The 5,332-nt window shown below is 59.9% G+C and carries 5 protein-coding genes and 1 pseudogene; 5 read left to right on the forward strand and 1 reads right to left on the reverse strand.

The features are described from left to right. From ACH2EH_RS07610 to ACH2EH_RS07630, 5 genes are all read left to right on the forward strand, one after another. The coding region (locus ACH2EH_RS07610; protein ID WP_395140442.1) for a helix-turn-helix domain-containing protein at window positions 1-1,090 on the forward strand (1,090 nt) is incomplete at its 5' end. 537 nt (window positions 1,091-1,627) lie between these two features. Then, window positions 1,628-2,797, forward strand: coding sequence for a threonine synthase (locus ACH2EH_RS07615; protein ID WP_395140444.1), 1,170 nt, complete (start codon window positions 1,628-1,630; stop codon window positions 2,795-2,797). A gap of 6 nt (window positions 2,798-2,803) precedes the next feature. After that, window positions 2,804-3,685, forward strand: a complete 882-nt coding sequence (locus ACH2EH_RS07620) for a TIGR01777 family oxidoreductase (RefSeq protein ID WP_395140446.1) — start codon at window positions 2,804-2,806, stop codon at window positions 3,683-3,685. Between the two features lie 8 nt (window positions 3,686-3,693). Continuing rightward, window positions 3,694-4,329 carry a uracil-DNA glycosylase family protein gene (locus ACH2EH_RS07625; RefSeq protein ID WP_395140448.1) on the forward strand — a complete coding sequence of 212 codons (636 nt, stop codon included), beginning with the start codon at window positions 3,694-3,696 and terminating at the stop codon, window positions 4,327-4,329. Window positions 4,330-4,405: 76 nt separating this feature from the next. Next, window positions 4,406-4,987, forward strand: coding sequence for an SMI1/KNR4 family protein (locus ACH2EH_RS07630; RefSeq protein WP_395140450.1), 582 nt, complete (start codon window positions 4,406-4,408; stop codon window positions 4,985-4,987). Window positions 4,988-5,089: 102 nt separating this feature from the next. Here ACH2EH_RS07630 and ACH2EH_RS07635 read toward each other — a convergent pair. Beyond that, window positions 5,090-5,332, reverse strand: a pseudogene (locus tag ACH2EH_RS07635) (hypothetical protein); the annotation flags it as partial.

A 5,332-nucleotide genomic window follows, 5' to 3' on the forward strand; every position in this document is an offset into this window, starting at 1 on the left:
CGTCGAAGCCCCACGCGCGATCCAGATCGCCCGTGCAGGTACGAACGCCAACCTGCCCGTCTCCCTCGGGGAGCTCCTCTGGGCACTGCGCCAGCGGGCGGGTGTTTCCCAGCGCCAGGTCGCTCGGGTCGCCGGTGTCACCCAGAACCTGGTGTTCAAGTGGGAGAAAGGCGAGTGCTGGCCCAACAACGAGAACCTCCACGCCTTTTGCTTTGCAATCGGAGCGAGCCAGGACGAGCTGATTTTTCTCACGACTCGTGCCTGGAACCAAGTGGAACCCCTCCCCCAAGATAAAGAGGCGCTGGACGACTTTATCCAAAGCGGGCAGGATGACCTAGACACGGCTTGGGCAGGAGTCTACCTAGCGGTCGTCGCCCGCTACCAGAGTCTGCATCGTGCCGGTAAAATCGGCGAGATAGAAGCGCTCTCGATGCACGGTCTGTACGCAGAGTATCTGGCTTGGCGTCTGCATAGGTTCGAAGATGCCAAGAGGATCGTCGCCCCCATCATCGCAAGCCTGGGAAGAAGCCGTGGCACACTCACGCGGGGCCAGCAAGGGGCGATCCTGTGCCAGGTCCACTTCGACGATGCCTTTGGCAATCAGCGACTAAATGTCCCCCGGAACTACGGCTCAAAAAAGCTATGGGAAGGAAACCTGGCTCTGTTGGATTCCCTGGGCCACCGCTATTCGGCAGGAAAAAAGCATAACTATCACTACCTACTGGCAAACAACTGGGAAAAAATAGGAAATGTGGAGGCCGCGGAGGCCAACTACAAACACAACATTACCTCGGCGTCCAGCGAGCGAATGACTCAGCACCGTAGCTGGGCCTATGTCGATTTCTTATGCCGTCAGGGGCGATTTCGCGACGCACTTCCGTTTTTGATTCCTCACTCTGCCCTCCCTCACGGAATACCGCCGCTGGTTTTTATCAAACACTGGTGCAACCACGCCGAGGTCTTCGCCGGTCTGGGAGACTACGCCGAGGCGGAGGGCTATCTTACCCAGGCAGTCACCTATGCCCATCAGCACATCGAGCCGAGTCTCTACGAGTATGAGTTCTCGCGCATCGGCGCTCTCATCAAGTAAGAAGGTACAATCGCTCTGTAACTGATCCCCACGCATAAATGCGGGGGCTTTGACAGTAACGACAGCCGAGGCTGTCATCCCGTCTATAGGGGAAGTTACATTGCCCCGTGTTCAACCTCGACCTTACCTGCAAGCAGGAAGTGCGAAGCTACCAAGCTTCGCGCAAGGCAGAGCCATATCGTCTCAACTTCAACCCGATTTATGTTAAACCATTACCTCGCTCAGCGAACCAGATTTCCTGCGAAGCTACCTGGAGGTTCGAACCTCCGTCCAAGCTTCGCAGAGCGAGTGCCTTGCCCAATCAGGTGGGTGTCTGTCAAAAGTTGAAGGTAGTTCCTGATCCTAGGGGGACGAATCCTAAGACGAAAACTCACGACGAGTTTATCAAACATAAAGCAAACATGCAAGAAAAAACCAAGGAAACAAGAAAAAAATGCAACGACTTCACAACACCTACCAAAAAGGTTTCCGATTCCTCCTCTGGCTACGCACCCTTCCCTTCGGGTGGGTACCCGAGGTCTCCTCGGAGGTGGTTTGATGAAGAGCCTTTTGACGCACCTTGAGTGTAGCAAGACCGGCGAGCACTACGATGCCGATGTGCCCCAGAACCTCAGCAAGGTCGGGGCGCCGCTGCTGGCACGTTATGATCTTGCACGCGGACCGCGCTCGCCACGGGAGCTGGCGCATAAGCCGGGACTGTGGCGCTATGCGTCGCTCTTGCCGGTGCGGAGCCCGGCGTTTGTGTGCGATCTTGGTGAGGGCGGGACGCCGCTCGTTCCCGCAGACCGGCTTGGGAGAGAGCTGGGAATGCTCCAGCTGCTGATTAAAGAGGAATCGGTGAACCCGACGGGCTCGTTTAAGGCGCGGGGGATGGCGGTGGCGGTGGCGCGGGCAGCGGAGCTGGGAATCAAGGCATTGGCGGTCGGGTCGGCGGGGAACGCGGGGAGCGCGCTGGGGGCCTACGCCGCCGCGCTGGGGCTGGAGGCACATATCGCCATGCCCAAGGACACGCCCGCCAGCATTGTCGCGGAGTGCCGCAGCTTTGGCATTGATCTGACTCTCGTGGATGGCCTCATCACCGATGCCAATGCCCATGTGCAGAAGGGCATTAAGGAGCACGGCTGGTTCGACATGGCGACCCTGCGCGAGCCGTATCGCCTGGAGGGCAAGAAGACCATGGGCTACGAGCTTTTTGAGCAGCTCGACGGCCACCTGCCCGACGTGATTGTCTACCCCACGGGCGGCGGGACGGGGCTGATTGGGATGTGGAAAGCCTTCGACGAAATGGAGCAGCTCGGCTGGATCGGCAGTGTGCGCCCGCGCATGATCTCGGTGCAGGCAGCGGGCTGTGCCCCGATTGTGCGGGCTTTTGAGGAAGGCACGGAGCACGCCGCGCCGTGGGAGAATGCCCACACCAGCGCCAGCGGCCTGCGGGTGCCTCGTGCCATCGCCGATTTCCTCATTCTCGATGCCGTCCGAAAGTCCGGTGGCTGTGCGCTGGCCGTCACGGAGGAGGAGATGTTTGCGGCGTGGAAGCGGTTTGCATCACTCACGGGACTCTTCTGTGCCCCGGAAGGCGCGGCGACTCTGGCGGCGCTCCAGAAGCTCTTGGAGAAAAACCTGGTGCAGAAAGACGAGCGTGTGGTGTTATTCAATACGGGCAGCGGGCTCAAGTACCTGGAAGCTTGGGCACTGGCTCAGAACTAACACATTATGAAAATTATTATCGCGGGGGCGTCGGGCTTTATCGGGCAGGCACTGACGGAGTCGCTAACGGCAGCGGGACATACCGTGCAGACACTCAGCCGCACTGCGCGGGCTAACCAGCTTGCCTGGGACGACGAGACAGTCTGGCGCGATGCCGTAGCGCAGGCCGATGCCGTGATCAATCTCTGTGGGGCATCGGTGGCGGCAAAGCGCTGGAGCGAGGCGTACCGTGAGGAGATTCTCTACAGCCGGATCGAGCCCACGCGCAAGCTCGCCTCCGCCCGCCCTAAAGTCCTGGTCAATGCGTCTGCGGTCGGCCTCTACGGCGACCACGGCGATGACGAGATCACCGAGGAGAGTTTCCCCGTTCCGGACTACTTCACCCATGTCTGTGCCCGCTGGGAAGAGGCGACACAGGAGGCAGTGAAGAGCGGTGGCCGCGTGGTCTTTCTGCGGATCGGACAGGTCTTTGCACGAGGTGGGGGGGTCATTGAGACGATGGTGAATCCGCCACAAGTCCCGTTCTCTCCCTGGAAGTGGGGGCTGGGTGGGCCGCTGGGCAGTGGGCGGCAGTGGGTTCCCTGGATCCACCGCGACGATGTGCTTGGCCTGATCTCCTGGGCGCTGGAGACAGAGAGCGTCACCGGGCCGCTTAATGTCGTTAGCCCCCGCCCCGTCACCGCCCGCCAGCTCGCCGACGCAATTGGCAAAGCGCTCGGCAAGCCCGCCCGTTTCTCGGTGCCCCTCTTCGCCCTCAAAGCCCTAGTAGGAGAGTTTGCGGAGTATCTCGTCGCCAGTCAGCGTGTCATGCCCACTAAAGCCCTCGCGCTTGGCTACAAGTTCCGCTGGCCCTCGCTCGCTGAGGCGCTGGCGGACGTTGTACAATAACAACTGCTATGACGGAAAAGGAATCCAAGATCGAGTCGCTTCGGGCAGAGGCGATGGACTGCCAGGGCTGTGGGCTCTGGGAGACGCGCAGCAATGTGGTCTTTGGCGAGGGCAATCCCAATAGCCCCCTGGTGATCATTGGCGAAGGCCCTGGGGAGACGGAAGATAAAACCGGGCGTCCCTTCGTGGGCCGCGCCGGTCAGCTCCTCGATGAGTGTCTCTACGAGTGTGGGATCACGCGCAAGCATATCTTCATCACCAATGTCGTCCGCTGTCGCCCGACGCTGGTGGGTGAGACAGGCCGCCTGCAGAACCGCCCGCCCACCGCCGATGAAGCCAGTGCGTGTGTGAGTGGCTGGCTGGAGCCGATACTTGGCACCATCCAGCCCCTTGTGATTCTGTGTTTGGGCGGCCCCTCAGCAAGCGTGGTCATCCACCGAGGCTTCAAGATCACCAGCGAGCGCGGTAAGTTCTTCGAGAGCCGCTACGCCCCCTACGCCATCGCGGGCCTGCATCCCGCCTATATCTTAAGGCAAGAAGGCGCCGCCTACGACCAAGCCAGAGAGTCTCTGATTATGGACATCGAGGCCGCACGCAAGAAAGTGATCGAGGCCAAGAAAGAACCTCCCCGGACGCTGTTTTAGAGATCGCCCCCATAAACGGGGGCGTCTTATTGTCCTCGTGCCTCGGACACGAAGGCCGCAAGCGGCCATAAACCAAATGAACGAACTGCTCAATCGCTTTGATGTTTGGCTAGCCGCTAACCTCCTGGACTACTACGCCTCACTCCAGCCCGGCGTCACGGATGCGGAGCTGGATGCCTTCGAGACCAAGCTCGGGCACCCTCTCACCGACGATTTCCGCGCACTCTACAAGTGGCACAACGGAAGCCTTGAGTCTGGTTTCCCACCGCTCCCTTGGTACTATTGGCTCCCCCTACAAGAGAGCCTTCGCTACCAATCATCCGGAACCGTTGATGGGTTTGAGACTAATACCTGGCTGGAATGGCACCCGGATTGGCTCTTGATAGATTCGGATGGTTCTGGTAGTCATCTTCTTTACGACCCTGTTGGTGTCTGGGGCGGGCAGGCAGGTCAATTGATCCAATGGGTACATGCCGACGCAAACTACGTTAAGCACAGTGGCATCCGCGCCTGGATCGCCGTGCTCGTAGAAACCCTGGAAGCGGCAATATGGAACGACGAAGCCGAGTTAGAAGCGGATATTTTCCCTTGGATGAACCAGGAACTCATGGCCCGACTTGATCCTGGCTACCCCAAAGACCCCATCGAGACCGACTGATCCCATGGGCGAAACGCCCTTCGTGTCGGAGCTTGCGACGACAAAAAGACCGGGTGCCCCCTGGGCGCGTTCATGGGGGCGATCTGAAACGAGGGCGATCCTCTACGCAGGAACCGACGTGTAGCGACTCACTCCGGCAGCGGCATCGTGCTTAGCCTGCTCTTCGAGGAAGTGCTCCAGCTCAACGCGGGCGTCTTTGGGGTTTGCCACGGGGCCATCCTCGTGGATGCGACCGTCACGAAACCGGATGATGCGAGTGGCGTGCTGGGCGATGTCGTTCTCGTGGGTCACCATCACTACGGTCTTTCCCTCGCGGTTGAGCTCCTGAAAGATTCCCATGATCTC

It is taken from the genome of Armatimonas sp. (assembly GCF_043760365.1).
Lineage (GTDB): Bacteria > Armatimonadota > Armatimonadia > Armatimonadales > Armatimonadaceae > Armatimonas.

Excerpts from the sequence above, each read along its gene's own strand:
- ACH2EH_RS07625 (WP_395140448.1), top strand. The coding sequence starts at position 3,694 with ATGACGGAAAAGGAATCCAAGATCGAGTCGCTTCGGGCAGAGGCGATG.
- ACH2EH_RS07615 (WP_395140444.1), top strand. The coding sequence starts at position 1,628 with ATGAAGAGCCTTTTGACGCACCTTGAGTGTAGCAAGACCGGCGAGCAC.
- ACH2EH_RS07630 (WP_395140450.1), top strand. The coding sequence starts at position 4,406 with ATGAACGAACTGCTCAATCGCTTTGATGTTTGGCTAGCCGCTAACCTC.
- ACH2EH_RS07620 (WP_395140446.1), top strand. The coding sequence starts at position 2,804 with ATGAAAATTATTATCGCGGGGGCGTCGGGCTTTATCGGGCAGGCACTG.